23 protein-coding genes are annotated in these 25,957 nt (G+C 59.8%); 19 read left to right on the plus strand and 4 right to left on the minus strand.

Features of this window, described 5'->3' with window-relative positions:
• Positions 1-33 precede the first annotated feature (33 nt).
• The 3 genes from MHK05_RS07215 to rpsI all read left to right on the plus strand — a co-directional run bounded on the left by MHK05_RS07215 (position 34) and on the right by rpsI (position 1,700).
• Positions 34-321: a WXG100 family type VII secretion target gene (locus MHK05_RS07215; RefSeq protein ID WP_239205773.1), complete on the plus strand. Its 288-nt coding sequence runs from the start codon at positions 34-36 to the stop codon at positions 319-321.
• A gap of 402 nt (positions 322-723) precedes the next feature.
• Positions 724-1,167, plus strand: coding sequence for a 50S ribosomal protein L13 (rplM, locus tag MHK05_RS07220; RefSeq protein WP_023020603.1), 444 nt, complete (start codon positions 724-726; stop codon positions 1,165-1,167).
• Positions 1,167-1,700 carry a 30S ribosomal protein S9 gene (gene rpsI / locus MHK05_RS07225; RefSeq protein ID WP_239205775.1) on the plus strand — a complete coding sequence of 178 codons (534 nt, stop codon included), beginning with the start codon at positions 1,167-1,169 and terminating at the stop codon, positions 1,698-1,700. Before rplM ends, rpsI begins: the two co-directional genes overlap by 1 nt.
• 211 nt (positions 1,701-1,911) lie before the next feature.
• Here the strand turns inward: rpsI and MHK05_RS07230 are convergent, their stop codons facing one another.
• Positions 1,912-3,831 carry a BCCT family transporter gene (locus tag MHK05_RS07230; RefSeq protein ID WP_239205777.1) on the minus strand — a complete coding sequence of 640 codons (1,920 nt, stop codon included), beginning with the start codon at positions 3,829-3,831 and terminating at the stop codon, positions 1,912-1,914.
• 182 nt (positions 3,832-4,013) lie between these two features.
• Between MHK05_RS07230 and glmM the strand changes: the two genes are divergently transcribed.
• From glmM to MHK05_RS07245, 3 genes are all read left to right on the plus strand, one after another.
• Entirely contained in the window at positions 4,014-5,357 is a 1,344-nt protein-coding gene (glmM, locus tag MHK05_RS07235; protein ID WP_023020606.1) for a phosphoglucosamine mutase, read from the plus strand.
• Positions 5,358-5,469: 112 nt separating this feature from the next.
• The gene (locus MHK05_RS07240) at positions 5,470-5,784 is read left to right on the plus strand and encodes a hypothetical protein (RefSeq protein ID WP_239205779.1); all 315 of its coding nucleotides are present in this window, start codon (positions 5,470-5,472) and stop codon (positions 5,782-5,784) included.
• The gene (locus MHK05_RS07245; protein WP_239205781.1) at positions 5,781-7,538 is read left to right on the plus strand and encodes a hypothetical protein; all 1,758 of its coding nucleotides are present in this window, start codon (positions 5,781-5,783) and stop codon (positions 7,536-7,538) included. Before MHK05_RS07240 ends, MHK05_RS07245 begins: the two co-directional genes overlap by 4 nt.
• 261 nt (positions 7,539-7,799) lie before the next feature.
• Here MHK05_RS07245 and MHK05_RS07250 read toward each other — a convergent pair whose 3' ends face one another.
• Positions 7,800-8,633, minus strand: coding sequence for a dienelactone hydrolase family protein (locus tag MHK05_RS07250; protein WP_239205783.1), 834 nt, complete (start codon positions 8,631-8,633; stop codon positions 7,800-7,802).
• Between the two features lie 201 nt (positions 8,634-8,834).
• Here MHK05_RS07250 and MHK05_RS07255 point away from each other — a divergent pair, with 201 nt between their 5' ends.
• The 11 genes from MHK05_RS07255 to MHK05_RS07305 all read left to right on the plus strand — a co-directional run bounded on the left by MHK05_RS07255 (position 8,835) and on the right by MHK05_RS07305 (position 22,041).
• A complete protein-coding gene (locus tag MHK05_RS07255) occupies positions 8,835-11,639 on the plus strand; it encodes an FAD-binding and (Fe-S)-binding domain-containing protein (protein ID WP_239205863.1) in 2,805 nt (934 codons plus the stop codon).
• 95 nt (positions 11,640-11,734) lie between these two features.
• Entirely contained in the window at positions 11,735-13,606 is a 1,872-nt protein-coding gene (glmS, locus tag MHK05_RS07260) for a glutamine--fructose-6-phosphate transaminase (isomerizing) (RefSeq protein ID WP_023020611.1), read from the plus strand.
• A gap of 162 nt (positions 13,607-13,768) precedes the next feature.
• Positions 13,769-14,872 carry an alanine racemase gene (alr, locus tag MHK05_RS07265; protein WP_239205865.1) on the plus strand — a complete coding sequence of 368 codons (1,104 nt, stop codon included), beginning with the start codon at positions 13,769-13,771 and terminating at the stop codon, positions 14,870-14,872.
• A complete protein-coding gene (tsaE, locus tag MHK05_RS07270) occupies positions 14,862-15,362 on the plus strand; it encodes a tRNA (adenosine(37)-N6)-threonylcarbamoyltransferase complex ATPase subunit type 1 TsaE (RefSeq protein WP_239205785.1) in 501 nt (166 codons plus the stop codon). Before alr ends, tsaE begins: the two co-directional genes overlap by 11 nt.
• An 89-nt stretch (positions 15,363-15,451) precedes the next feature.
• Positions 15,452-17,041 (plus strand): aspartate:alanine exchanger family transporter, encoded by a 1,590-nt coding sequence (locus MHK05_RS07275; RefSeq protein ID WP_239205867.1) that lies wholly within the window; start codon positions 15,452-15,454, stop codon positions 17,039-17,041.
• A gap of 162 nt (positions 17,042-17,203) precedes the next feature.
• The gene (locus tag MHK05_RS07280; protein ID WP_023020615.1) at positions 17,204-17,713 is read left to right on the plus strand and encodes a hypothetical protein; all 510 of its coding nucleotides are present in this window, start codon (positions 17,204-17,206) and stop codon (positions 17,711-17,713) included.
• A complete protein-coding gene (tsaB, locus tag MHK05_RS07285) occupies positions 17,713-18,420 on the plus strand; it encodes a tRNA (adenosine(37)-N6)-threonylcarbamoyltransferase complex dimerization subunit type 1 TsaB (protein ID WP_239205787.1) in 708 nt (235 codons plus the stop codon). Before MHK05_RS07280 ends, tsaB begins: the two co-directional genes overlap by 1 nt.
• Positions 18,417-18,899: a GNAT family N-acetyltransferase gene (locus MHK05_RS07290; protein WP_239205789.1), complete on the plus strand. Its 483-nt coding sequence runs from the start codon at positions 18,417-18,419 to the stop codon at positions 18,897-18,899. Before tsaB ends, MHK05_RS07290 begins: the two co-directional genes overlap by 4 nt.
• A gap of 19 nt (positions 18,900-18,918) precedes the next feature.
• Positions 18,919-19,962 carry a tRNA (adenosine(37)-N6)-threonylcarbamoyltransferase complex transferase subunit TsaD gene (tsaD, locus tag MHK05_RS07295; RefSeq protein WP_239205791.1) on the plus strand — a complete coding sequence of 348 codons (1,044 nt, stop codon included), beginning with the start codon at positions 18,919-18,921 and terminating at the stop codon, positions 19,960-19,962.
• 91 nt (positions 19,963-20,053) lie between these two features.
• Complete coding sequence (locus MHK05_RS07300; protein ID WP_200288251.1) at positions 20,054-20,482, plus strand: hypothetical protein; 429 nt, start codon at positions 20,054-20,056, stop codon at positions 20,480-20,482.
• Between the two features lie 122 nt (positions 20,483-20,604).
• The gene (locus tag MHK05_RS07305; RefSeq protein WP_239205793.1) at positions 20,605-22,041 is read left to right on the plus strand and encodes a purple acid phosphatase family protein; all 1,437 of its coding nucleotides are present in this window, start codon (positions 20,605-20,607) and stop codon (positions 22,039-22,041) included.
• An 18-nt stretch (positions 22,042-22,059) separates the two neighbouring features.
• Here the strand turns inward: MHK05_RS07305 and MHK05_RS07310 are convergent, their stop codons facing one another.
• Positions 22,060-22,695, minus strand: coding sequence for a response regulator transcription factor (locus MHK05_RS07310; protein WP_239205795.1), 636 nt, complete (start codon positions 22,693-22,695; stop codon positions 22,060-22,062).
• Entirely contained in the window at positions 22,692-23,840 is a 1,149-nt protein-coding gene (locus MHK05_RS07315; protein WP_239205797.1) for a sensor histidine kinase, read from the minus strand. Before MHK05_RS07315 ends, MHK05_RS07310 begins: the two co-directional genes overlap by 4 nt.
• A gap of 112 nt (positions 23,841-23,952) precedes the next feature.
• On the opposite strand from MHK05_RS07315, the gene MHK05_RS07320 reads away from it, so the two are divergent.
• Positions 23,953-24,558, plus strand: a complete 606-nt coding sequence (locus MHK05_RS07320) for an ABC transporter ATP-binding protein (RefSeq protein ID WP_023020623.1) — start codon at positions 23,953-23,955, stop codon at positions 24,556-24,558.
• Positions 24,542-25,783 carry an FtsX-like permease family protein gene (locus MHK05_RS07325; protein ID WP_239205799.1) on the plus strand — a complete coding sequence of 414 codons (1,242 nt, stop codon included), beginning with the start codon at positions 24,542-24,544 and terminating at the stop codon, positions 25,781-25,783. The genes MHK05_RS07320 and MHK05_RS07325 overlap by 17 nt, the downstream gene beginning before the upstream one ends.
• Positions 25,784-25,957 lie beyond the last annotated feature (174 nt).

The raw sequence follows: 25,957 nt of genomic DNA on the forward strand, positions 1-25,957 counted from the left end.
CCTATAGATTCACAGAAGGGAATCCACCACCACATGTCCGAGATCAAGTACGAATTCGGTGCCATTTCTTCCGCCGCAGCTGATATCAACGCCACCTCAGGTCGCATCAACAGCACCTTGGCAGACCTGAAGGCGCGGCTGCGGCCGATGGTGAGCACTTGGGAGGGCGAGTCCGCAGTGGCTTATAACCAGGCACAGGCCAAGTGGGACAAGGCATCTCAGGAACTCAATACCGTGCTCGCGACCATCTCCAAGACCGTCTCTCAGGGCAATGATGCAATGAGTGACGTTAATCGTCGCGCCGCCGCAAGCTGGGGTTAGATCCGCGCCCCGCCTGCACTGTTTCAGGCTGTCTTGGCCGAGCTTGCGGTGCCACTGACCACACCCGAGTGGCAGGAGGCGGACGCAGCCGCAGTCTTGGCAAAAGATTGCAGCGTGAGCACTTTTTGACCAATACCTCTTTTCCTCTCTTCCACCTTTTCAAGTCGTACCTTTCTAGTCCACACCCACGAGCCGGTACCTTCCGTTTGAGCCGCGGAAGGTACCGGTTTCGGCGTTTTGGTTTTCGGGCAGGTGAGCAAGTAGGGTAGGAGACCTATGTGTTCGCTCGTCGGCTAGCAGCTGGCGAAGCGCTCCCTGCAGGTCTCCACCGGCCGCTGTACGGGAGTGGATGGATGCTTAGCGCTGGCCGGCAGTTCCGAGACAGACTTTCAAGGAGTCAAATTGTCTACTTTCCACCCAAAGAGCGGTGACATCACCCGCAAGTGGTACGTCATCGACGCTACTGATGTGGTGCTGGGCAAGCTCGCTTCCACCGTTGCAGACCTGCTGCGCGGCAAGCACAAGCCACAGTTCGCACCGAACGTTGACGCTGGTGACCACGTCATCATCCTCAACGCTGACAAGATCCACGTTTCTTCCGTTAAGCGCGGCCGCGAGATGCGCTACCGTCACTCCGGCTACCCGGGCGGCCTGAAGTCCATGACCCTGGGTCAGTCTTTGGACGCCAACCCGGTTCGCGTTATCGAAGAAGCCGTTGCCGGCATGATGCCGCACAACAAGCTCTCCCGCGCTTCCATCAAGAAGCTGCACGTCTTCGCAGGCGAAGAGCACCCGTACGCCGGCCAGAAGCCGGAAACCTTCGAGTTTAAGCAGGTGGCACAGTAATGTCTGAGCAGAACATCGACAACAACGTAGCCGACGCTGCTGACATCGCTGCAGCAAGCGCCGCTACCGAAGAGTTCACCAACACCATCGGTGATTCCATCACACCGGCCGAGACCGAAGAGGTTGAGGCTGCCGCTCCGGTACACGAGGGCCCGATCCAGACCGTCGGACGCCGTAAGCGCGCCGTCGCTCGTGTTCGCCTCGTTGCTGGCTCCGGCCAGATCGTGGTTAACGGCCGCGAGTTCGGCGAGTACTTCCCGAACAAGCTGCACCAGCAGGACATCCTGTTGCCGCTTACCCTGCTGGAGCGCGAGAACCAGTTCGACCTCAAGGTCACCGTCAACGGCGGCGGCCCAACCGGTCAGGCTGGCGCCCTGCGTCTGGCTATCGCTCGTGCACTGAACATCTACAACCCAGGTGACCGCACCGCCCTCAAGAAGGCTGGTCTGCTCACCCGTGATGCTCGTGCAGTTGAGCGTAAGAAGGCTGGTCTGCACAAGGCACGTCGCGCACCGCAGTACTCCAAGCGTTAATCTCGCTTCTACTGCGCGCGCAAGCGCTACGAAAGCCGCTGCTTCCTTTTGGAGGCGGCGGCTTTTGTCATTTCGAGTTTCAGTCGTGTTGCTTCTTGGGGCCCTAGGAGGAAGGTCTAGGTAGGAAAACAGAGCCCGTCTGCCACCGCGGACATTATGGGAATCGGGGTGGGCCAGACGGGCTTAGCGGTGAAAGTGAAAGTGGATGAGACTATTCCTCGTGTGCCGAATCCTTTTGATGCTTCTCTTCGAATTCTTCGAGCTCAGCTCGTTGCCGATCCCGCACGGATGCTTGGTCTGCTAGGTACTCGTCCGTTGCGGATTCGGTGTACCATTCGTGGAGGTACGGATCATCGCTTTCGATCTTTGCTCCGGCGCCTTGGCTTTCGGGAACGGCAGACGAGCCGAAAATGAAGTCACCGTTATGCTCTTGCAGACCGTGCTGGACGCCTCGGGCGATGGCGGCAGTGGCGTAATTCCTCCGTAGCATTAGCGGATCTCGTGCTAGATCTTTGCCCCACGCGACCATCACGCCGATGAGGATAAAGGCAAAGGGCAAAGAGCAAGACACCATGATTGACTGCAGACCACTTAGAGCATCTTGGCCAGCGATGAGAAGAAGCGCCAAGGAGATCCCGCCCAGGGCAGCTCCCCAAATGATGGAGATTGGTGTTGCAGGCACGGGGCGGCCGGATTGGGACATCGAGCCCATCACATTGGTGGCGGAATCGGCGGCAGTATTAAAGAATACGACCACTGCTACGAGAACGGCGATTGTACTGATGCTAGAAAGCGGCAGCGTTTTCATGACGTCGAACATGACGTTTTCACCGGAATCTTTGATTTCGATGCCGTGTCCGTCGAGGTGAGTTTTGATAGCTGTGGCCCCAAAAATCACGTACCAGAGCAGCGACAGCGACGTTGGCACGAGCATGATGACCAGTACAAATTCGCGGATAGAGCGGCCGCGCGAGATTTTTGCAATGAACATACCGACGAAGGGCGACCAAGAAATCCACCATGCCCAGTAGAGCATTGTCCAAGCGGTAACAAATTCTTTTTCTGTCTCACCTTGCGAGGGAGCAACGGACATCATGTCAGCGAAGTTGTTGAAAAACTGCAACAGTGACGCTGGAATCAGATCGAGAATATACATCGTCGGTCCCGTAATTAGGACGAATATGCCCAAGCCGATAACGAGGCCCATGTTGATATTCGACAGAATGCGAATACCTCGTTTGATGCCGGACATCGCCGAAATGATGAAGATGACGGTGAGTATGGAAATGATCACAATGATTATTCCGTCGCCTTCCAAAGGCTTTCCGGTGACAATCGATGTTCCAGTACGGATCTGTAGCGCGCCAATTCCTAGCGAGGTCGCTGTACCAAAAAGCGTGACCAGGACAGAAAAGATGTCGACGATCTTTCCTATGACGCGGTTATTGGAGTTGGTTGCGATGGGCTCGAAAAGGGAGGAAATGAGCGGTAGACGCCCGCGACGGTAGGCAGCATAAGCGAGGGACCCGCCGACTAGCGCATACACCATCCACGGCAATGTAGCTTGGTGGAGAATAGCTTGCGAGAAGGCTGGCAGGACTGCTGCCTCGCTGGCTGGTTCCACATCGGAGAGATACGGCGGTGGGGTCAAGAAATGGGATAGCGGCTCCATTGGGCCGTAAAAGACCAGCCCGATTCCCAATCCTGCGGCGAATAGCATTGCGATCCACGAGGAACGGGAGAAGTCAGGTTCCGAATCATCAGAACCTAATTTGATCTTTCCTGTGGGAGCGATTGCAATGGACAGTAGAAAAATCGTAGTCGCGATCATGACAATCGTGAAAAGCCAGCCGAAGTGTTGGACCACCCATGCCTGCAGGTTGGTTCCCGTGTTGGCCAGGTTTTCTGGTGCCACGATCGCCCACACGATGATCGCGATGGTCGCGGCAAGTGCTACTGCGAAGACAGTTTTATTCGTCTTGAAATTGGCACGCGTATCTTCAACGCTGACGCCGGGAATGAGCGCAGGATGGATAGAGCGCTCGCCCGAAGCCGCCTTGGCTATAGCCGATCGTGCCTTCTGCGAAGCAGAATCAAGTGAGTCATCACCTATTGAGCGGGATCTCGTCATGAGAAGTTCCTCTCTAAAGGGTAAGAGCGAAATGTCACTTACTAGATAGTTACATACTTCATCCGAAATGGAACACTTAATTATGTCTTCGGGGTTAACAAGGAAGGACTGGTTGGGGGTTAAACCTGCCTAGGGCCGCCCCAACATGCAATCGCTGGGCACAGGCGTGCATAATTGACTGCATGACTCGACTTTTTGGAACCGATGGCGTTCGCGGCCTCGCGAACAAGAAGCTGACTCCGATTCTGGCCTTGCAACTAGGCCAGGCCGCTGCGGAGGTATTCACCGCCCAGCGGGAATCCTATGAGCGTCGGCCGTTGGCCATTATTGGTCGCGACCCGCGCGTTTCCGGCGAGATGCTGGATGCGGCGATTGCCTCCGGTTTGGCCTCCCGCGGCGTTGACGTGGTGCGCGTGGGCGTGTTGCCGACCCCGGCGATTGCCTACCTGACGGATGATTATGGCGCGGATCTCGGCGTAATGATTTCTGCCTCCCACAACCCTATGCCGGATAACGGCATTAAGTTCTTCTCCGCCGGCGGCAAGAAGCTACCGGACGAAATAGAAGACAAGATTCAGGCCACTATGGAAAACCTCACTGAAGACGGCCCGACTGGCACCAAGTTGGGGCGCATCATTTCGGAGGCGCCAGACGGACGCGAGCGCTACCTCAACCATTTAAAGGAAGTGGTCTCCACGGATTTGAGCGGCATCAAGGTGGTCGTAGATACCGCCAATGGTGCGGCCTCCAAGGTTGCTCCCATCGCCTATGAGGCGGCCGGGGCTGAGGTTATTGCTATCCACAATGAGCCGAACGCCTTTAATATCAATGAGGACTGCGGTTCGACGCATATTGAAAAGGCACAGGCGGCCGTCGTCGAGCATGGCGCCGATTTGGGCCTGGCCCACGATGGTGACGCCGACCGTTGCTTGGCTGTGGACGCCGAGGGCAATGTGATTGACGGCGACCAGATTATGGCGCTGTTGGCCGTGGGCATGAAGGATGATAATGACCTGCGCTATAACACCTTGGTAGCAACCGTGATGTCCAACCTAGGCCTGAAGCTGGCGATGCAGGAACAAGGCATCGAGGTGCGTCACACCGCAGTAGGCGACCGCTATGTTCTAGAAGAGCTCAACCGCGGCGATTTCTCCTTGGGCGGCGAGCAGTCCGGCCACGTGGTGTTGACGGATGATTGCACGACCGGCGACGGCACCCTTACCGGCCTGTCTATCATGGCGCGCATGGCCAAGTCCGGGAAGTCCCTAAAGGAATTAGCATCGGTAATGACCGTGCTACCGCAGGTGCTCATCAACGTGCCGGTTTCTGATAAGGGCGTCATCATGGATGCCCCCGAAGTACAAGAAGCCATCGCTCAGGCTGAGGAAGAACTCGGCGAGACCGGCCGCGTCCTGCTGCGACCTTCCGGCACCGAGGAAGTTTTCCGCGTCATGGTAGAGGCTGCGGACAAGGAGCAGGCCCGCAAGGTTGCAGGGAGGCTTTCCGCCATCGTTTCTTCGGTCTAGAGTCACCGCTTAGTGTGGAAGATTTTTATAATCCGAGGGAACCATTTGGCCTAAACCCCAGTCCAATGAAGGTGAGAACTTTTACCGCATATGGATTTGGGGGAATACACCAGTGTCTGAGGTTTTTCTTCGCCCCGTGGAGGCGATGTCCGCACTACGGCAGGTTGTAGCCGATAACGACGAACAACGCGATGCCCACCGGGCTGAGGTGCCGGATTTTCCGGTGGCCGCGGCCGGACGCAATTTTGGCGGCCACGGTGAGCGCATTCGCGATGTTTTGGCGCGCATCCATGAGCGCGGCGGGCAGAGGTTGGATAATTTATCCGCCACCGCCCACGCCGCTCATGAACAGGTGCGCGCCTTCGCCGATTTTGATGAGTCCTTTGGCAGCTCCTTTGCACGCGGTAGGGAGGCTGGCAGCAAGTGAGTACGCTGACAAAATCCCTGTTGGGGGACTACTCTAACGCTATTTCTCAATTCCAATTCGCCTGCCTGGGCAGCTACTCGGGCCCCAGCATGCCGATGAATCTACTAGGAGAGTTAGTCGGTGCGGTTGATGGCATTGCGCCCGAAAATTTGGTGAAAAATACCGTTGCGGCCGTGGGCGGCAATCGCCCGAAGGGAGGCGGTGCTGGACTAGCGGGCTATTTGCAGCAGGATGATTCCGAGGTTGCTCAGGGCGCCATGCGTGAGCACCTGTGCGGCGTGCAGGAAGACTTCGACATTGACCGCCAAGATGCCGCACATCTGACTAGCTCGGCGGAGCAGTGCTCAGGCGCTATTGCTGACGTCGTTGATGTCTCTGACACGGCCCTTACCGAGCTCGTCTCTGCGGTCATCCCACTGTTAAATATTTTGTCCATGGTCGCCACCAAACACCCTTTAGCCAGGTTCATCATCCCGATTCTTTCCACGATCGGGGGGCAAATTATTGAGGAGACAAATCACAATATCGCCAGCACCTGCCGCGACCGCGATGATGCGATCGAATCCTGTTATAGCGAGTTCGAATCGCGCTGTGAGTGCGTCTGTGAGCGCCCATTGCCAGAAGAATCTCCGAAGCCGGCGAAGCCTACAGATGATGCCTGCCCCGCACCAGTAGAAAAGTGCCCGGATACCCCAGCTCCCACCAAGCCGATGCCGAAGGAAGAGTGCCCGCCTCCGCAGTCCACCGAGCCTGCCCAAGTGGAGTGCCCACCAGAGTCCAAGCCCATGCCAGAGCCTGACTCCAAGCCGGAATCACACCATGCCACTTCCAAGCCGCCACAACCGACGCCTCTTTCACCAACGCCTACTCCACCTGAGGCATGCCCTGCACCGGAGCCTGCAGCCGAGACGGAAATGCACACGGAGACCTCATCAGAGCATGGTGCTGGGTGCCACTGCTGTGAGTGCACCGAGCAATCAAACACCGAGCGGCCAGTACAGTCGGAGCGCGAAGTAGGGACCACTAAGCCAGCACAGGCGGAGATCATTCCGCCGCAGGAGCCGCCAGAACAGCCGGAGCGGGTAGAAGAGCCATGTCCCGAGCCAGAAGCTAATCCAGAGCCGAAGCTCAAGCCAGAAATGGATACCGAACCCGCTTCTGAACCGGGCACAAGCGAGAAACCTCTGTGCCCAGACAATACCGCGGAGAGTACTGAAGAATGCGTGGATAAGAGCCAAGCCAGCTCAGGAGGCTGTGAGATCGAATCCTCCTGTAGCGGTAGCCTCGGCCTGGTCGGAGCCGGAATCGCATTGGTGGGCGTGGGTCTCATTGTGGAAGGCGCTGCACAGTGCTTGGAGAACATGTCCGAACTGGATTGTCCGGTGCAAGAACCCGAACCCGAGACTGTAGATGAGCCGGAGCCTGATCCCTGCCCTGAGCCTAAGCCAGAGCCCGAACCGGAGCCTTGCCCTGAACCTGAACCGACTGGTGATGACGGAGTCATAACACCGCCCCCAGAGCTGTCTCAGGTAGAGGAGCCAACGCCGCCACCGGAAAAGGTGGCGCACCTCCAAGCCGCTGGTGCAGCGGAGGCCCCGGCACCGGCTTCTGAGCCAGCACCTGAGCAGGGCCCAGCACTGAGCCAGGCACCGGACCCAGCACCTGTACCGGATCCAGCGCCAGCGCCACAGCAGGAGGCGGCACCCGCACCAGAAGAACCATCCATTAAGGCACGAAAGGCAAGGCAGTGGTAATGAATAATGACTTCGCAGAGTTTGCGCAAAGCTTTCGGGAAAGGACGGCTAAACGCTTGCTGGAATTTGAAAAAACGCTGGCGAAAGCGCAGGACGAGCTAGAAAAGTCCGCGGATAAGGCCATGCAGGAGGCACGGAGGGAGAAGGGGCAAGTGGGGCGTCGACAAGCAGCGGCGCCCAGGCCCCGATATGGCGCTGCCCCGGCGCGTTCACGAAACGCGTCGGGGCAGGTGCAATCAGTGCTGCGGCGGGGCTAAAGCCTTAGGCGTCGCGGGTTACGCCGGCGCGCTCGGCCAGGTCTTCGCCTACCAGGCTTTCTACCTTCTTCGCGCTTGCCTCTGGATCTGCAAAGGCGGCGTAGGTGGAATCATCATTTAGGGTGGCCAGCAGGAAGCCGGTGAGCAAACCGCGGGCGATTTCGGTAGGGCCGGACTGGAAAGCAGCCGTTCCGATGGCCAACTTGCGCAGGCGATCCTCGGTAAAACCAGCCTGGCTGCCCTTGTCGATGGCGCGGAAGCACACCGGGCCACGCCAGTTATAGGCCAGCTTGGCGGGGTTGCCAGCATTGAAGATGTCTTCTTGGCCGGAACCGATGACTAGGCCCGGGGTGTCAATGCGGCGGGCAGCCTGCACCGCAGAGGGGGAGGTGACCGAGGGGTAAATAGCGGCGACGGCGGCGACTTTCTTATTGTCCAAGGCCCCAAGCACGGCGGTGCCACCGCCCATGCCGTGGCCAATCATGCCGAGCTTGCCCGGGGAGACCGTAATGTTTCCGGAGCCTAGCTTTACCCCGGCGGCAATCTGCAACGCGGATTCCATATCCGCAGCTAGGTTGCGGTGGTCGGGGAAGGGGCCGGTCTCAGAATCGGGGGCTACCACGACGATGCCCCAGCTAGCCAGGTGGCGCAGGGTGGCGTGGTAATCCTTAATTTTGTGCATCCAGTCATGGCCAAAAGCCACCGCGGGCAGGCTCTGGCCCTCCGCGGGGGTATAAACCTTGCCGGTGATTCCGGCATAGTCAAGGTCGCCAACCAAAACTCGGTTGCGGCCACGCTTCGACAACGTTGCTAGATGTTTTTTCAAATTCGCAGACACGCATTCCAGGATAGATGAAGATCACCCGCCAGGCGGGAAAGGGTGCGGGTTTATCTGAGAAAAATCTACGCAGTATCCGGCCGAGGAGCGGGTGTGGCGGCGAGCTTTCCTAAGCCCCTCCTAACTTGCGACGCTAAGCGCAGGGGAGTGCAATGTGTGAACAACTACGTACTCTTTTTCTGGGAAGGCAGGCTGCGGTACATGACTACCGGCGTCGTTGATGTGCAAGAACTTTCTACTCGCTATGGGATGGAGGTAAAGACCGAAGTCATTGACCGCGTGGCACATGCCTCCGATGCCTCGCACTACCTGTACACCCCCAAGGCAGTCATCGAGGCTCGCTCCGCCGAGCATGTGGCGGCCATCTTCCGTGCGGGCCGGCAGCAGAATGTTCCGGTAACTCTGCGCTCCGGTGGCACCTCTCTGGCAGTTCAGGCTTCCGGCGATGGATACCTGGTGGATGTGCGCAAGCACTTCCGCGGTATAGAAGTTCTTGATGAGGGCAAGCGCGTGTGCGTCCAGCCCGGCGCGACGGTGCGTCAGGTCAACGCCCGCCTAGGCCTGCGCAACCGCAAACTGGGGCCGGATCCGGCCAGCGAGTCTGCCTGCACCATCGGCGGCGTGGTGGCTAATAACTCCTCCGGCATGGCCTGCGGCACTGAGCTCAATACGTATAACACTCTGGAATCGCTGACCTTTGTGCTGCCTACCGGCACCGTAATTAACACCGCCGATCCCGATGCAGACCGGCAGTTCCAGGAGCAGGAACCGGAGCTGGTGGACACGCTTATCCGCCTGCAGCGCCGTGTACGCGATAACCAGGAATCCGTGGATATTATCCGCCGTCACTTCCAGCTGAAAAACACGATGGGCTATGGTCTCAATTCCTTCCTCGACTTTGATAGCCCGGTCAAGCTTTTTGAGCACCTGCTTATCGGTTCGGAAGGAACCCTGGCCTTCATTGCGGAAGCGGTTTTCCGCACGGTGCCGATTTCTAAGCTGACCACCACCACGGTGGCCGTATTTGATGATCTCAGCGCTGCCACCAAGTCCCTGCCGGCACTTTTGGAGACCGGAGCGGCCACCCTGGAGCTGATGGACTCTGCCTCTATTCGCGTCGGTCAAGGCTTTGATAAGGTGCCGCAGGCCATTACCGGTTTCGATGTGGATAAGCAGGCCGCGTTGCTCATTGAGTATCACGCTGATGCCCAAGAGGAACTGCAGGAGAAAGAATGCAAGGGATCGCAGCTCTTGCGCGAATTGCCGCTGCAGTCCCCGGCAGCCTTCTCGGCTGATGCCACAACGCGCACTACCGCTTGGAATTTCCGCAAGGGTCTGTACGCCCAGGTAGCAGAGGCGCGCCCGTCTGGCACGACGGCCCTTTTGGAAGACATCGTCGTGCCCGTCGGCGATCTGGCAGATACTTGTTCTTCGCTGCAGGAACTCTTTGCCCGCTATGGATATGATGATGCCGTCATTTTCGGCCACGCCAAGGACGGCAATATCCACTTCCTGCTTACGGACCGCTTTGAAGGCGATGATGCCATCGGTCGCTATAACGGTTTCAACGAGGGCATGGTGGACTTGGTCCTCTCGGCCGAGGGCAATCTCAAGGCGGAACACGGCACCGGCCGCGCCATGGCGCCGTATGTGCGCCGCCAGTACGGCGATGAGCTCTATGAGGTAATGCAGAAACTCAAGCGGGCCTGCGATCCCACCAACACGATGAACCCCGGCGTCATCTTGGACGATGACCCCGATGCACACATCCAAAACATCAAGCTCAATCCCACCGTGGAAGAGGAAGTAGACCGCTGCGTGGAGTGCGGCTACTGTGAGCCGGTCTGCCCGTCGCGCGACCTCACGCTTACCCCACGCCAACGCATTGTGGTGCGCCGCGCCCGCAAGCGCGCGGAAGAAGCTGGCGATAGCCAACTCGTCGCTGAGCTAGATCGGGCCTACGAGTACATGGGCGTCGAGACCTGCGCCGTGGATTCGATGTGCCGCACTGCTTGCCCAGTAGGCATCGATACCGGCAAGTTCATCAAGCGCTTGCGCCGCGAGGAAGCCCAGCCAGCGCAGCAAAAGCTGTGGGGTGCTGCCGCCAAGAACTGGCAGGTAGTCAGCCAAGGCGCCGGGGTAGCGCTTACCGGCGCGCACCTATTGCCCACCGAGCTAGTCAAAAAGGTTACCGATGTGGGCCGCAGTCTCATCGGTGCCGATAATCTCCCGCAGTACCAGCCAGAGTTGGGCAAGGGCGGCAAGTCCCGCGGCCGCTTGGCCGGCCGCGTAGGTGATCGCTATGCCCAGACCACCGGAATCTATCTGCCCGCCTGCGTGAACACCATGTTCGGCCCGCAAGGCGGCGGCAAGGGTGCTACCGATTCCTTTGTGGCGCTCTTGGAGCGCGCCGGGGTCGCGCTGGAGGTTCCGCAGGGCATCGACAAGCTTTGCTGTGGTACACCATGGTCTTCCAAGGGCATGCAGGCCGGCCACGATGCAATGGAGCAGCGCGTGCGCGATATCGTCATGGACGCTACTGATGGTGCGCGCCTGCCGGTTATCGTGGACGCCAGCAGCTGCACCGCTGGCTTTAAAGATATATTGGAGTCGGTGGGTATCACCGTTATTGACGCCATTAGCTTTACGGCCGATACCTTGCTGCCGCAGCTGGAAGTAAAGAATCCAGTGACTTCCGTGACTGTGCACCCTACCTGCTCTGCTTTCCAACTGGGCATGATGGATGATGTAGAAAAGGTGGCCCGCGCCGCCGCGGCCGAGGTACACATTCCCACCGAGTGGAATTGCTGTGGCTATGCCGGCGACCGCGGCATGCTTCACCCGGAGCTTACCGCTGCCGCCACCCGCGCCGAAGCGGCACAGGTCAGGGCAATCGGAGCGCAGTATCACGCCTCGACCAACCGCACTTGCGAGCTTGGTCTCACCCGAGCCACCGGCGAGGATTACCACCACATTTTGGAGCTTTTGGAACAGGCATCGCGCTAGTTTTCCCAGCACAGTAGCGGGTGGGGTGCCGTGCCTTGCTTGCCGACGCCCCGCCCGCCTAGAGCTTTGCCCCTTGTGCTGTAAAATCAGCAACCATGTGTGGAATTGTTGGATATATTGGTCACGCTGGTGGTGGCCGTGATTACTTCGCCCTCGACGTAGTTCTAGAAGGGCTGCGCCGTTTGGAATACCGCGGTTATGACTCCGCTGGCGTAGCAATGTACGCCGATGGAGATATCAGCTGGCGCAAGAAGGCCGGTAAGGTCGCTGCGCTGGATGCTGAGATTGCAGCCCGCCCGTTGCCTGACTCCGTGCTGGGTATCGGCCATACCCGCTGGGCTACCCATGGTGGCCCCACCGACCTGAATGCGCACCCGCACGTGGTCGATGGCGGCAAGCTGGCAGTGGTACACAACGGCATCATCGAGAACTTTGCGGAGCTCAAGTCCGAGCTTTTGCACAAGGGCTATAACTTCGTTTCCGAGACCGATACCGAGGTCGCTGCCACCTTGCTGGGAGATGTCTTCCACAACGAGGCAGCCGGTGACCTGACCAAGGCTATGCAGCTAACCTGCGCTCGCCTGGAGGGCGCGTTTACCCTGCTAGCCATCCACGCCGAGCAGGCCGATCGCATTGTTGCCGCTCGCCGCGACTCCCCGCTGGTTATCGGCTTGGGCGAGGGCGAGAACTTCCTCGGCTCCGATGTATCCGGCTTTATTGATTACACCAAGTCTGCCGTGGAGATGGACAACGACCAGGTTGTGACCATCACCGCGGACGAAGTGGAAATTACCGATTATGAGGGCAACCCTGCACAGGGCAAGCCTTTTGAAATCAAGTGGGATGCCGCCGCTGCGGAAAAGGGCGGCTTTGATTCCTTCATGGAAAAGGAAATCCACGACCAGCCTTCCGCCGTGCGCGATACCCTGCTGGGCCGCTTCGATGAGCAAGGCCAACTGACCCTCGATGATCTGCGCATCGATGAGACCGTGCTGAAGTCCATCGACAAGATCATCGTCATTGCCTGCGGTACCGCCGCCTACGCCGGCCACGTGGCGCGCTACGCCATCGAGCACTGGTGCCGCATTCCTACCGAGGTCGAGCTCGCCCACGAGTTCCGCTACCGCGATCCGATCGTGAACGAGAAGACCCTCGTTGTTGCGCTGTCCCAGTCCGGCGAGACCATGGATACCTTGATGGCCGTGCGCCACGCCCGCCAGCAGGGCGCCAAGGTTATTGCCATCTGCAATACCCAGGGCTCGTCCATCCCGCGCGAATCCGACGCCGCGCTCTACACCCACGCCGGCCCGGAAATCGCCGTGGCCTCCACCAAGGCCTTCCTCGCGCAGATTACCGCCACCTACCTGCTTGGCCTCTACCTGGCTCAGCTGCGCGGCAATATGTTCGCCGATGAGATCCAGGGCGTTCTTGCTGAGCTGCGCCACATGCCGGATAAGGTCCAAAGCGTCATCGACGAGGAAGACCAGGTGGCCAACCTGGCCAATTCCATGAAGGACGCGGAATCCGTGCTCTTCTTGGGCCGCCACGTCGGCTTCCCGGTAGCGCTAGAGGGCGCGCTGAAGCTCAAGGAGATCGCTTATCTGCACGCCGAGGGCTTTGCCGCAGGTGAACTCAAGCACGGCCCAATTGCGCTTATTGAGGAGGGCCAGCCGGTCTTCGTTATCGTGCCATCCCCACGTGGCCGCGACTCCCTGCACTCCAAGGTCGTCTCCAATATTCAGGAGATCCGTGCCCGCGGTGCCATCACCATCGTGATCGCGGAAGAAGGCGATACCGCCGTGGAGGATTACGCAAACCACGTCATCCGCATCCCGAAGGCCCCGACCCTCATGCAGCCGCTGCTGGCTACCGTGCCACTGCAGATCTTCGCCGCCCACGTAGCCAAGTCCAAGGGCTACGACGTGGACCAGCCGCGCAACCTGGCCAAGTCCGTGACCGTGGAGTAATCCACTCCAAGCGTCCGCCGTTAGGCCCCCTTACCTGCCGCGTTTCTTGCGTGGTAGGAAAGGGGGCTTCCTTTTTGTTTGTACAAATTTGTGTAGGCACGTTGCTCGCTCACCGGCCCCTACCCGCCCGAATTCAGCAAAAGGGTGAGCAGTGGCACAATGGTGGACATGCTGAAAACCACCATTGATCTCTCCGCCATCGCGCACAACGTCCGCCTCATCAAGGAAAAGGTAGGGCCTGAGGTCAAGCTCATGTGCGTGGTCAAGGCCGATGCCTATGGCCACGGCGCGGTCAAAGTCGTGCCGGTAATGGCGCGTGCAGGCGCGGATAGCTTTGGCGTGGCCACTCTGCGGGAGGCGGTGGATTTGCGCCGCGCGGGTGTGGAGGCACCCATCGTGGCGTGGATTTGGCAGACGGACGAAATCCTCGAAGAGGCACTTGCCTGCGGCATTGAGGTAGCAGTTAACTCTCTTGAACAGGCACATAAGCTGGTTAAAGCCGATTTTCCTGCTGAGATATATGTCAAGGTAGAAACCGGCATGCACCGTTCCGGTGTGGATGAAGAGGATTGGGCGGACACTTTTAAGGTGCTGCGCGACGCCCCACAAATCAAGGTCCTCGGCCTTATGTCGCACTTTGCCTGTGCTGATGAGCCGGATAATCCACACAACGACGCCCAAGAGGAGGCGTTCCGCAAGGCCCTGCGGCTCGCACGCGAGATTGGGCTGGAGTGCCCAGTCAATCACCTGGCCAATTCACCAGCTGTGCTGACGCGTCCTTCCTCCTATTTTGAGCAGGTACGTGTAGGCGCCGCCTGCTATGGTTTGGAGCCTATTGACGGCCGCGAGCATGGTCTGCGCCCAGCCATGACTTGGTCCGGGCAGATTTTTAACGTAAAGCCGATTCAGCCAGGGGAAGGCACCTGTTATGGACTGACCTGGAAGGCGGATAAGCCGGGATTTTTGGCCACCGTGGATTGCGGATACGCCGATGGTTTACCGCGTGGTTATCAAGGCGACTTGCATGTAGGCATCGGCGGGCACCTGTATCCACAGGTAGGCCGAATCTGTATGGATCAGATTGTGGTGGACTTGGGCGACAACCCCCATGGCGTGGACACAGGTCAAGCTGCCGTGATTTTCGGCAACGGGGGAGTATCGGCTACGGATCTCGCCGCGGCGGCAGGAACCATCAACTACGAGGTGGTCTGCTTGCCCGATGGCCGCACCGAACGCGAATACATAGGAGAAGAAGATGCGCAGTAGCTTTCCGGAATCCGGCAGCCGTGACCTATCCACGGTGGAAGAAACCTATGCTTTCGGCGAAGAGCTGGGCGCGGCGCTCGAGGCTGGCGATGTGGTGATCCTGGATGGGCCATTGGGGGCTGGAAAGACGACGCTAACGCAGGGTGTCGCCAAGGGCATGCAGGTCAAGGGGCGGGTAACCTCGCCGACCTTCGTGATTGCCCGGGTGCACCGCTCAACCGTAGGTGGGCCGGACCTCGTTCACGTTGATGCCTACCGTTTGCTCGATGAAGGCGGCGCTAATTCCGGGGATCCGCTAGGGGAGCTCGATGCTTTGGACTTGGACACGGAGCTAGAAGACGCCGTGGTCATTGCCGAATGGGGTGGGGGACTAGTAGAGCAGATTGCGGAGCACTACCTGTTTATTAGCATCGACCGCGAGCCGGCGGAATACGCGGGCACAGACGAGGATGTTCGCCGCTTTACGTGGTCGTTGCGGGGCGGTCATTAGCACAAATGTCCGCCTAAAGTGCGGATAAGTGATGAATCTCCTACGCGGAGAATTTGCCCCGGGTATAACCAGTGCGTAATTCTATTGAGGTGTTGAATTTTCTCGCCTCTAGTCCTTTGCTATCTCTCTTCGTCATCATGGCGGTGGGTCTAGCGATTGGCAAGATTAAGATCTTCGGCATCTCCCTCGGTGCCGCGGCTGCGATGTTTGTGGCGCTGGGTCTTTCTACTGCCAATCCTGATATCCAAATTCCGCCTTTGGTCTATCAATTTGGCTTGGCGATTTTCGTTTATGCCATTGGCCTAAGCTTTGGGCCTTCCTTCGTCCGCGAGTTTAAGACCCGTGGCTGGAAGCTCACGGTATTCATGCTGGGAATGCTGGTTATCCTGGTCGCCGTAGGCTTTGGCCTCATCCGCGCCTTTGGCCTGAGCGTGCCAGAAGCTACCGGTATGTTCGCCGGTTCGCTTTCCTCCACACCGGGTATGGCCGCCGTGGTGGAAATGGTGGGCGATTCCACCCCGGTTGTCGGTTACTCCCTAGCCTACCCGGGTGCGGTTATCGGCGCGATTCTGGTCGCAGCTATCGGCGCCAAGGTGGTTAAGGTCAACCATGAGGAAGATGCCCGCGCGGAGGGCATGATTCCCGCCGAGCTCGTGGCCAAGGGCGTGCGCTTGACCAAGAACTTTAATGATACCGCTGGTCATATCTACCGTGTAACCGGCCAGACTGTCGTTGCTACTCGTATCGTTTCTGACGAAGAGCGTCACCGCCTCGCCGTCCCAGAAATGCCGCTATGCGAGGACGAAGCATACCTCCTCAATGGCTCCGAAGAGGCCGTCGATAAGGCCATTGAGATTTTGGGTGAAGAATACCCGGTGGAGCTGACCGAGGAAGCCGGTCTAAAGTACGCCCGCGTTACCGTGTCTAACCCGGACATTGCAGGTAAGTCGGTTCGCGAGATCAAGGCCCTAGACCACGGCTTTATCATCGCTCGTATTCGTAAGGGCGATAAGGACCTCGTCCCGCATCCAGATACGGTGCTTAACTATTCGGATCGTGTTCGCGTAGTAACCAGCCCGAGCCGCTTGTCTTATGTACGCAAGTATCTCGGTGACTCTGAAGCTGCTTTGGGTAACGCGGACCTGCTGTCCATGGCTATCGGCCTGACGCTGGGCATGTTGCTTGGCCTCATTCCGATTCCGATGCCAGGCGGTTCCACCTTGCAGCTAGGCTTCGGTGGCGGCCCCGTGGTCGTCGGCTTGCTGCTGGGCTACCTCAACCGGACAGGTCCGCTTAACTGGCAGATGCCATTCCATACGCGCGAAACCATTTCTAATATGGGACTGACCCTCTTCCTCGCTGGCGTGGGTACTTCGGCCGGCGCTTCCTTCCGCGATGCCCTAACGGATCCGTCCTCCCTGACCATTATGGGCGTGGGTCTCATTATCACCTTGACCTCCGCTATCCTGATTGGCGTCATCGGCATGCTGGTGCTGAAGCTGAAGTGGGACGAGGCCATGGGCTGTGCGGCTGGCATGACCACCAATCCGGCGGTCTTTGCCTATATTCGCGACCAAACCGGCACCGAGCTGGCCGGTCGTGGCTGGGCCACGGTGTATCCCACGACAATCATCGGCAAGATTATCGCCTCGCAGGTGCTGCTTTTGCTATTGCTATAGCGTCAATACATCGCGTTAATTACTCACCCACAGGGGTGCCCGCCTACACTGGCAGGCACTACCCTGTGGGTTTTGTGTTGCGGCTAACCAGGTAGCATCGGTTGCCAGATAAACCGCCCACCGCCTGAAATCTAAAACTTTTCAAGGAGCTTTACTCACCCCATGACTAAATTCGCTCGCAACCTTACCGCCGCCATTATCGCCATCTTTATTGTTGTCATGATGGTTCTCCTCGCCTCGTCTACCTTGCGCGAGGACAATCCATTGGAGGGAAACCTCAGCTCCACGCTGTCTAAGACGCCGAAAAACCTGGAGGCGATGAGCCTTATTCCGTCCGATGTCTACGGCAAGGACTATGCCGCTATTGGCTTCATCTGCCCGGGCATGCAGGAAGAGAAGGTCAAAGAGGCACAGATCGATACCAAGGACATCACTTTTGAAGATGGCAAGGTCCCAGAGGGCAAGAGCTACGCGGTTGCCATCTCCCAGAGCACTGAGCCCTTCATCGAAGAGCTGGACCCGGAAAAGGTCGAAGTCTGTGAAATGATCAATACCCAAATCAAGGCCATGGAGCAGCAGGGCCAGAGCCTGGATGGCGGAGTACCGATGGTCCAGGGCGCTCAGCCTTTGGCGTTCCAGCGTCAGGATGGAACCTGGAAGCTGGTTGGCTAATGCGCGTCCTCGCGATCGACACGGCAACTACCGCCTTGGTCACCGGGGTAGTAGATACCGCCACTGGGCAGACCACCGAGCGCGTATTGGAAGATACCCGCGCTCATAATGAGCTGCTCATACCTACGATCACTGACGCCCTCGCAGAGGCAGGTATGGAGTATTCCGACCTAGATGCGGTGGTCACCGGCGTGGGCCCAGGCCCGTTTACCGGGTTGCGCGTGGGTATGGCGACTGCCTCCGCGCTTGCCGACGCCCTGTCCATCCCCCTCCACGGCGTATGCACCCACGATGCAATCGCCTATGCTGCCGGCCTCCACGCGAGCCCCGCAGACGCGGGTGGCGAGGCCACCGCCTTGGTGGCTACCGACGCACGCCGCAAAGAGATCTATTGGGCCACCTACCGCGCCACCGATTCTGGTGTGCAGCGCATCTCTGGTCCTGAGGTAACTAAGCCGGCAGAAGTTGAGGTGGGACTTAACGCTACGGCCGAGGTCATCATCCCCGAGCGCCTCGCCGCACAGCTACCGGAGGAGCTGACCGAGTTGCCACACCGCGCGGCCCATCCCACCGCAGCAGCCCTAGTGGCCGTAGCTGACCTCACTGCGGAACCAGCCCCCGTTGTGCCGCTCTACCTACGCCGCCCGGATGCGGTTCCGCCGAAGCAGCAACAGCTGTCGGCCGCCATTCCTAAGGTTGAACTGTGAAGCTGCGCGAGTTGACCCCGGCCGACGCGCCTCGATGCGCCGAGCTGGAAAAAGTCCTTTTCCCCGGAGAGACCCCATGGTCCAGCGGAGTTTTCCACCAGGAAATGGCCCAGCCCTTCAACTTCTATTTCGGGGTAGAAGGCGCGCTCGACCCCGCGCACGAATCTACAGTGCTGCTAGGTTATGCGGGAATCGGCATGATGGGGCCAGCGGCTGATCCAGAATTTGAAATCCACACCATCGGCGTCGACCCCGCCGCACAGCGCCGCGGCGTTGCTCGCATGATGATGGACAATATTTGCCATATTGCGGATCTTAAAGACGCCCCGGTCTTCCTCGAGGTACGGGTAGGCAACGAACCTGCTATCGGCCTTTATGAGGGTTATGCCTTTGCCAAGCAGGGGATTCGTGAGAATTACTACCAACCCTCCGGAGCAGATGCGCACGTGATGGTGCGCCCGCGCCAGTCCGAGCGTTAAAGATAATTAAGGAGCAGTCATGAAGATCATGGGCATCGAGTCCTCCTGCGATGAAACCGGCGTGGGCATCGTCGAGCTTCGCGAGGACGGCCACATGGAAATCATCGCCAATGCTGTCGCTTCCTCCATGGAGCAGCACGCGCGTTTCGGCGGCGTCGTCCCGGAGATCGCCTCCCGTGCCCACCTTGAGGCCATGCCGCAGGTGATGCAGGCGGCGCTGAATGAGGCGGGCATCGCTAAGCCAGATGCCATCGCCGCCACCGTGGGGCCAGGGCTAGCCGGTGCTTTGCTGGTGGGTGCCTCGGCCGCCAAGGCCTATGCCGCGGCTTGGGGCGTGCCTTTCTACGGCGTTAACCACCTAGGCGGCCACGTTGCCGTGGCCAACCTGGAAGGCGAAGAGCTGCCGCATTCGGTGGCCCTCTTGGTCTCGGGCGGGCATACGCAGCTGTTGGAGGTTGAGGCCGTCGGCAAGCCCATGCGCGAGCTGGGCTCTACGCTTGACGACGCCGCCGGTGAAGCCTACGACAAAGTCTCCCGTCTCCTCGGTTTGGGCTACCCCGGTGGCCCGGTGATTGATAAGCTCGCCGCCCGCGGCGAAGCCACCATCGATTTCCCGCGCGGCATGTCCCGCGCCGAGGATCTGCGCGGCCCGCACCGCCACGATTTTTCCTTCTCTGGGCTCAAGACCTCCGTGGCCCGCTACGTGGAGCGCGCCGAAAAGGCAGGGGAAACCATCAGCGTGGAAGATGTCTGCGCCAGCTTCCAGGAAGCCGTGGCCGATGTCCTGACCGCCAAGGCCGTGCGTGCCTGCGAGGACACGGGCGCCCGGGTGCTGCTACTGGGAGGCGGCGTGGCCGCTAATTCCCGCCTGCGCGAGCTGGCTAGCGAGCGCTGTGCCGCCGCTGGGGTCGAGCTGCGCGTGCCGCGCTTTTCGCTGTGTACCGACAATGGCGTGATGATCGCGGCCATTGGTGCGCAGCTTATTCATGAAGGTGCCCAGCCCTCTGGCCTCGGAGTTGGCACCGATACCCAGCTGGATGTGGAAGAGCCGCAGTTAACCTAAAGTTCTTCTTTCTCGCTCTGCAGGCGGGGTGCGGGGCCGGTACCCTAAAAGGCGTTCATGCCCTCTTGGCTTTGTGAAGGAGCTTTCTCTCATGACCGTCGGTTTCCTTGTCAACCCTGATCTCACTCGCCGCAAGCTGGAATTCGAGCTGGAGCACGCCAACCAGTTCTTGGGCGGCACCACTGAGGGCCGCGTCTCCGTAGTATTCCAAGAAGACGGCACCACCTATGCGGCGCTCTACAACCCCGAAGCCAAGGCCGAAGGCGCCGAACCCAACCCAGTAGCCTCCTTGGCGCGCAACGCCGCCGCCACCGGCAATGCCGCTTTCTTGCAAGACCCCATCCGCTCCATTTGTGGTCCGGTCATCTTCGTTGATGCCGAGGGCGAAGATAAAACCATTGACGCCGTCATCGAGTCCGTGGAGCAGGGCATTCGCGCCGTCAAGAACTACCGCGAAGATAACCCAGAGGAGTACACGCTCTGGCGCGCGGCCGTTATCAATTCCACCAAGAGCCTTTAAACCTAGCCCCTCACAGGTAGGGTTCAAGCGCTTTTCGCGCGCTCGTAATACGGTGTTCACATTCTTATGGTGTCCTAGGGAGCCGTACTGCTTTTTCTAAGACTCCAAAAGGTGAAAACTGTATGCTTCGATCATCGCGCTTCGTCGCCTCCTTCGTTACCGCCCTTGCCGTGGGCGGTGCCGCCACCATCGTGCCCGCCACCCCGGCGCTGGCCGCTGATTCGCCCATCTACCGCACCATCCTGCAGCCGGGCGAGGATGAATCCCAGGTAATGGTTACGTGGCGCACCAAGTCCAAAGCCGACGAAGTCCTCGAGGTTACCGGCCCGGAAGGCACCAAGACTTTCCGCGCCGAGGAACGCGATTACGGCGCCCTGCTTTATAAATCCCAGTTCGCCACCGCCACCGATCTGCAGCCGGATACCGAGTACTCCTACCGCGTTGGCTCTGAGGAAGGCGGCTGGTCCGAACCAGAGACCTTTAACACCGGCTCCAATGGCGATGAGTGGTCTTTCCTCACCGTTGCAGACCCGCAAATCGGCGTGGACCTCAAGGTAGATGACCAAGCGGAGCAGTGGCGCAAGACCATCGCTCACGCGGCTTCCCATGTGCCCAATGCCAACATGATCTGGTCCCTAGGGGATCAAGTAGAAGGCTGGGGCGCCCAAGTGCCGCAGTACGATGCCTACTTCTCCGCCCCGGAAATTCGTCACATCCCGACCAATACCGTTCCGGGCAACCACGAGACTTATAACCTCACCATGAAACATCATGATGAGCACTTCTCTAACCCCCACCAGGCCGAAGATATCCGCGACCACTACTTCGAGCGCAATAACGTGCTCTTTATTGGCCTGGACTCCAATGCTTCTTCCGACGCCGATATTGCCCGCCACGAGCAATTCCTGCGCGAGGCCGTGGAATCTCGTGGCGCGGATAATGACTGGATCGTAGTTGGCATGCACCACGGTCCGTATTCACAGGGCTCGCACCACTTTGATAAGGACGTCACCAACCTGCGCGAGAAGCTCACCCCGGTACTCTCTGAGCTCAACGTGGATGCCGTGCTCTCCGGCCACGACCACATCTACACCCGCAGCCACCTGATGAAAAACAACAAGCCAGTCCTGCCAGAAAAGAAGCCGCAGCGCGGCGATGTCCTCGAACCCAAGGATGGTGAGTCCTTGTATCTGACCACCACCACCGCGGGTGGCGGCAAGTACTACGACTTCACTGACGTTAATAATCAGAAGCACAAGGGCGCACGCATGGAGACCATCGATCCGAAGCTCGCCCATGAGTCCACCGCCATGTGGCGCCAGGACTACACCGAGGACTACATGCGCGTGGATGTCTCCGATGACAAGCTCACCTTCGCTACCTTCAACGAAGCCGATAACACCCTGGTAGACAAGGTTTCGCTGAAGAAGAAGGACCGTGGCGCTGCGCCTGCCGACGCCTCTACCGACCCCGACACCCCAGAGGTGCCACAGGATCCGGAAGGCGGCAGCTCCCTGAGCTCCAGCGATGCTTTGAGTGGACTCAGCTCCAAGAAGTAGCTCGCGTCGCCGGCGTTATTAGCGCTCGGTGTGGCGCAGCCACGCCAGCACGGCCTTGACCCGTCGGTTAGAATCCTCGGGCAGGAACCCGAGCTTCGTAAAAACATTGGAGACATGCTTGCTTACCGCTCCAGCGCTAAGAACGAGCGTGTCTTCAATTTCTTTATTGCTCAATCCTTGGGCCATAAGCCCCAGCACTTCCCGTTCGCGTGAGGTGAGTTGGGCGAGGCCGGTGCGCTTTGCAGACAGCAGTGCCGTAACCACCTCTGGGTCCACCACGGTGCCGCCGCGGGCGACCTCGTCGAGCGTGCGCACGAATTCCTCTACATCAGAGACGCGCTCTTTGAGCAGATAGCCAAATCCCCCGTGCTCCAAGAGGCGGTCGAGGTAGCTTGCCGCTACGTATTGGCTTAGCACCACCACTGGTTGGGTAGGGTTTAGCGCTCGCAGGTCATGGACGGCTCGCAGGCCGTCGTCAGTCATGGTGGGCGGCATGCGCACATCGCTGATAATGAGGTCGAAGGCTTCTCGCCCAGCGATTGCGCGCAGTTCTTCGGCATCCGTGGCGGCTGTAACTCTATGGCCCAAAGAGCTGAGTAGCTGCTCGAGCCCGGCGCGCAGCAGCGCGGAATCTTCCGCGAGTAATAGTTTCATTCCGCCTCCTTCAGCGGCAGCTCGACTAGTAGTCGGCCGCCGCGTTCGCCCGCGGCAGTCTCGTGTGCCGCGGCAAGTTTTAGCGTGCCGCCCAGTGCGGCGGCGCGCTCGCGTAGCCCGGCTATGCCGGTACCGGCCCCCGTCGTGGCGTCTGTCGCTGCGCCGGAAGCGGCTGCCTCGGCCGAGGGGCGGTCGGGGCCGGTGCCATTATCAACGATGTCCAAGCGCAACATGTCCTCAAAGGTAACCATTACTGTGGCTTCGGTGGCCGCGCCGTGCTTGGAGGCATTGGTAAGTGCCTCGGCCACCGCATGATAGGCCAGCAGGGCAGTGGTCTCGTCCACGGAGCGTTCCGGCCCGTCCACGTGCAGTTCAGTCTCCAGCCCGGAGTGGGCGAGTAGCTCGTCGAGGGCGGGGATAAGCCCGGCGTCGAAAAGCACCTGCGGGGCAATGCCGCGCACCGTTGCGCGCAGGGAAGCCAGGGCCAAAGAAGCATTATGTTCCGCATCGGCCAAAGCAGGCAGCGCCTCGGACGGGGCCTGCCACTTCGCCGCCGCCAAGTTGAGCTTGAGCGCGGTCAGGTACTGCTGCGGTCCATCGTGCAGCTCGCGCTCGATGCGGCGGCGCTCGCCGGAGAAGGCATCGATAAGCGTGGCGCGCGAGGCCGCCAACTCCTCGGCCGAGGGGCTCAACGCCAGCCGAGTCAACGAGGTCGACGCCAAGACCAACAGGCGGTTGAGCCCCACCAATAAAGCCACCAGCAACGGCGCGGTGAGCCAGCAGGTAAAGAAAATGAGCGGCCGGTTGGTGGTAGACCACTCGCCAAAGGAGAATTCGGTCTTTGGCACGAATGGCGCAATGACCAGCACACCCGCCGTAAAACCCAAGGCAGTCCACGCGGCAAAGCAGGCAGCTGAAAGCAATAGCTGCATAATAAGGTGATAAAACTGCTGCCAATCAAACCACCGGCCCGCACGCCGGGAAGGGATCTCCACGCCCATCCACCGTGCACCCAACCGGCCGACAAATTCCGCGGCGCGTCCCACCAGCGGAACCCACGGCAGCATCAGCACCGAAACCACCAATGCCGGGATAAATAGCGCGCCAAGGACAAGGCTCCACGCGCAGGCTTTGAGGGTTCGCATAACCCAAGAGCCTAGCCGCCTTACCCGGCGTGGAGCAGTAGAGCTAGCTCTACCATTTTCTGGGCAGCCCGCCCCATGTCTTTCTTCTGCGCGGCCGAGTGGAATCAAAGGCATGTTAAAAGCAGAAAATCTCACCAAGCGCTACGGCCGCCGCACTGTGCTCAAGCGGGTCACTGTTTCCATCGCCCCGGGCGAATTCGTCGCCATCATGGGGCCTTCCGGTAGCGGTAAAACCACGCTCCTAAACCTGCTATCCGGGCTGGATAAACCCACTTCCGGACAAGTCAACGCGCCGGGGCGCAGGCAGCGTGCCTTTGTATTCCAGGACTATAACCTCTTGGAATCCCTCAATGCGCAGCGCAATGCCACCTTGACCGCGCGATTTTCCGGCCGGCGCCCGTCACGCAGCCGGGTGGCGGAGGTCTTTGATTCGCTCGGCCTTGCTGGTCTGGAGCGCCGCCTGCCCGCACAGCTTTCCGGTGGTCAGCAACAACGCGTGGCTGTAGCCCGGGCCCTGCTGGCTCAAGCGCCCTATATCTTCGCCGACGAACCCACAGGCGCGCTTGACGACGCCACCGCATCCACCGTCCTTTCCCACCTGCGCACCGCCGCCCGCGATGGCGCCAGCGTGATTATGGTGACCCACTCGCACCTCGCCGCTGAAGCGGCCGACCGCGTTATTTCCCTTGAGGAGGTAGCCCATGCTGGTGTGGCTTAAGGACTTACAGTCCAATTGGTTATCGTGGCTGGCCGTGGCGCTGACGTTGGTGGTCTCTTCCACCTCGTGCACCCTGGCGCTAGCCATGCTGGTCGCCTCCTCCGGGGCCGAAGAAAACCCCGCCGGCCCGGTGGGCGGCACGGTACTCGGCATGGCCCTGTGCGTGGTGGTGTTGGTGACGCTATCGCAAATGCGCCTTATCATCGCCGAGCGCGAGCCGGTCTACCGTTCCTGGCGCATGGTGGGCATGCCGGGGTGGATGATTATTGCCTTCATTCTAGGCCAGGTCGCCGTAGTCAGCGCGGCCGCAGGGCTCCTTGGAGTACTGCCGGCCGGCCCGCTGCTCGCTCCGTGCGTACGCGCGCTACGCAGCGATGGCATCCCCATGCCGGACCTTGCCATTACTGGCCAGGTCACGGTCATTGCGGTCATAGTCTGCATGTCCGCAGCGCTAGTTGGCGCGCTGCCTCCACTGCGCCGAGTCTTCCGGCCGCGCACCACCGCACACCCGGCCTGGACCGTGGTGAAATTCTTGCTCGCGTCCGCAGCCATCGGCAGCACGGTTTACGGGTGCCTGCACATTGCCGATCCCGGCGATCTTCTCTCGGCCGAGATGGGCTTGGTCATCCTCGTCGCCCTCTTTTGGCCCTGGCTTATGCCCGCTATCGACCAATGGACCCGCGCGGCCGGCATCGCTGGGGCCAATGTACGCGTGCGTCGCAACTTTTCTACCCCGCACATCGTGCCGTGGGTCCTCGTCGGCGGATTTATCGTCGCCGTAGGCTCTGGCCTGCGCTTTGAAAGCGCCGCAGGCGCCGGCGGCACCCTATCGTCCTGGCAGGTCTTCGTCGCCCTTTTAGGGCCTGTCTTTGCCCCCAGCATCGTGAGTGCCGTGCTCACCTCGCTGCTCATGCACGGGCGCATTGCCTCCGATATCCGCGGCCTCACCCTCGCCGGCGCTACCCCCGGGGCCTGGGCGCGCATACAAGTGGGGGAGGTGGCCTGCCTCACCCTGACTGCGGCCGGCGTGGTCTGGGCGCTGTGCTTGGCGACGCTCCTCCCACTCCACCACCTGCTCACCCCACAGGTTCCTTTCGGCCAGACGTTGGTGGAGCAGCTGTGGTGGCCGGCCTTCGCCGTAATTTTTGGTGCGATGTCTATCGCCCTGGGCGTCGTCAAGCTGGCGCTTGCCGGCTTTGTACGCGCGGGGAATCGGGAGCGCTGAAAGGATCGCTGAGGGCTTAAGAATGTGGGCCGGGTCATTGTTGAGGGTTAGCAGTCGCGAGGGTAGAGTGCTAATCAGGTTGTTTGACCCACAGTTGTTCACCCGCGACGACGGCTGTGCTGGACATCCACAACCGGCACGCGCGTGCCATACCGGCGCGCATACGAACACTAC

The sequence above is a fragment of the Corynebacterium nasorum genome, assembly GCF_022347325.1.
Lineage (GTDB): Bacteria > Actinomycetota > Actinomycetes > Mycobacteriales > Mycobacteriaceae > Corynebacterium > Corynebacterium kefirresidentii.

Coding starts and splice junctions, on each gene's coding strand:
- MHK05_RS07280 (WP_023020615.1), top strand. CDS start 17,204: ATGACTAAATTCGCTCGCAACCTTACCGCCGCCATTATCGCCATCTTT.
- tsaE (WP_239205785.1), top strand. CDS start 14,862: ATGCGCAGTAGCTTTCCGGAATCCGGCAGCCGTGACCTATCCACGGTG.
- MHK05_RS07230 (WP_239205777.1), bottom strand. CDS start 3,831: ATGACGAGATCCCGCTCAATAGGTGATGACTCACTTGATTCTGCTTCG.
- MHK05_RS07255 (WP_239205863.1), top strand. CDS start 8,835: ATGACTACCGGCGTCGTTGATGTGCAAGAACTTTCTACTCGCTATGGG.
- MHK05_RS07215 (WP_239205773.1), top strand. CDS start 34: ATGTCCGAGATCAAGTACGAATTCGGTGCCATTTCTTCCGCCGCAGCT.
- MHK05_RS07320 (WP_023020623.1), top strand. CDS start 23,953: ATGTTAAAAGCAGAAAATCTCACCAAGCGCTACGGCCGCCGCACTGTG.
- MHK05_RS07325 (WP_239205799.1), top strand. CDS start 24,542: ATGCTGGTGTGGCTTAAGGACTTACAGTCCAATTGGTTATCGTGGCTG.
- glmM (WP_023020606.1), top strand. CDS start 4,014: ATGACTCGACTTTTTGGAACCGATGGCGTTCGCGGCCTCGCGAACAAG.
- MHK05_RS07315 (WP_239205797.1), bottom strand. CDS start 23,840: ATGCGAACCCTCAAAGCCTGCGCGTGGAGCCTTGTCCTTGGCGCGCTA.
- rpsI (WP_239205775.1), top strand. CDS start 1,167: ATGTCTGAGCAGAACATCGACAACAACGTAGCCGACGCTGCTGACATC.
- MHK05_RS07310 (WP_239205795.1), bottom strand. CDS start 22,695: ATGAAACTATTACTCGCGGAAGATTCCGCGCTGCTGCGCGCCGGGCTC.
- MHK05_RS07305 (WP_239205793.1), top strand. CDS start 20,605: ATGCTTCGATCATCGCGCTTCGTCGCCTCCTTCGTTACCGCCCTTGCC.
- tsaD (WP_239205791.1), top strand. CDS start 18,919: ATGAAGATCATGGGCATCGAGTCCTCCTGCGATGAAACCGGCGTGGGC.
- MHK05_RS07300 (WP_200288251.1), top strand. CDS start 20,054: ATGACCGTCGGTTTCCTTGTCAACCCTGATCTCACTCGCCGCAAGCTG.
- tsaB (WP_239205787.1), top strand. CDS start 17,713: ATGCGCGTCCTCGCGATCGACACGGCAACTACCGCCTTGGTCACCGGG.
- glmS (WP_023020611.1), top strand. CDS start 11,735: ATGTGTGGAATTGTTGGATATATTGGTCACGCTGGTGGTGGCCGTGAT.